The 1,374-nt window shown below is 69.9% G+C and carries 2 protein-coding genes; both read right to left on the bottom strand.

Going from position 1 to position 1,374, the window contains the following annotated elements; genetic code table 11:
- The coding region (locus H5J30_RS33405; protein ID WP_181791482.1) for a helix-turn-helix domain-containing protein at positions 1 to 203 on the bottom strand (203 nt) is incomplete at its 3' end.
- 193 nt (positions 204 to 396) lie between these two features.
- Positions 397 to 1,374: erythromycin esterase family protein (locus H5J30_RS33400; RefSeq protein ID WP_258563669.1), on the bottom strand; the 978-nt coding region annotated here is incomplete at its 5' end.

Genomic DNA, 1,374 nt, shown 5'->3' with positions numbered 1-1,374 from the left:
TGCCGCCAGGTGCCGACGGTCTGCCGGGAGACGCCGAGCCGCCGGGCGATGTCCGTGTCCCGCATGCCCTGCCCGGCCAGCAGCACGATCCGCGCCCGCAGTTCGAGCGCCCCGCCCTCGGCAGCCCACTGCCGCAGCACACCGGTGTCCTCGGCGGAGGGCACTGCGGGGGCGGCGACGGTCGCCTGCTCGTGGGGGTGCATGGCGTGGCCTTCCTGTCCAGCTCGTGCCGCACATGTAAAACCACGGGTGTTACTAAGTCAACGCCCTGATTCGACCTTTTAGTTGCCGGTCGGTAAAGGGTGCTGGTGAATAGTCAGGGGAATTAAAAGACGCCCGGCGCAATGTTGGAAAACAATCGCCTGACAACCGCCATCGGCCGGCCGGTGGCGGTTGTCAGCCGGGTGGCTCCTCGGTCAGCCACCCGCGGGCGGGCTCGCCCACGGTGCGCAGATCCAGCGCGAAGTCCCGGTACGGGACCTGGTCGAGCAGGTACTCGTTGCTCCCGGCGGGGGCCGGCCCGACGGTGAACGTGCCCAACTCCCCGCCCGCCCCGATCGCGTTGAACGAGCCGCGGTCGAACGTCGTCCGGAGGCTGACGTACCGCCCGCCGAGCCGCTCGCGCAGGACGGCACCGGCCGTCGTGGGGAACTGCTCGGGGTCGATGGGCTCGTAGGAAAGGTGGGCGTTGTGCCCGGCCACGAGCACGGGGTCGTCGAAGTCGAAGGCGTACATCCTGGCGACCTGCGCGATGACGCGGGCGTGCTGGAGCGCGAGTTCGTACGCCGCGCCGCCGCCCGCGGGGCGCCGGTCGCGCAGCAGTTCGTACGCGGCGCCCGCCCGGCGGTGCATGTCGCGGCGCTCGGCGAGGGGCAGGCCCATGTACTTCTCCATGGCCTCGTCCACGGACCCCTCCGGCCGCTGCCCGGCGTACAGCCGCGCCACCTCCGGTAGCAGGTCCGGGTGCCGGTCGTGGACGTAGGAGGTCACCTTGTCGAACAGGACGGGTCCGGCGAGGGCGATGTCGTTGCCGACGAAACGGATCTGCCGGTCGTGCCGCTGGTTGTAGGCCCGCATCCATGCGAAGAGGTCCAGGTATTCCCGGGTGTTCCACAGCCGGTAGGAGTTCTGGAATTCCTCGCGCATGATCCGGCGGATGTCGCCTTCGCCGCCGCGGATGTACGCGTCGATCCGTACCCCGGCGCTCCAGTTGGTCTCCAGGACGAACGTCCGGTAGCCCTTCTTCTCGGCCAGATGGCGGAAGAGCCGGTCCCGGAAGGTGAAGAACTGCCGCGAGTTGTGGGTCGCCTCCCCCACACCGGCCACCTCGGCGTCCCCGATGGCCGCAACGATCGGCCGCAGATCGCCGACCGG

Source organism: Streptomyces phytophilus (genome assembly GCF_013870535.1).
GTDB classification, from domain to species: domain Bacteria; phylum Actinomycetota; class Actinomycetes; order Streptomycetales; family Streptomycetaceae; genus Streptomyces; species Streptomyces phytophilus.
The sequence above is the reverse complement of the archived record's forward strand: the minus strand, read 5'-3'. Positions and strand labels throughout refer to the sequence as shown.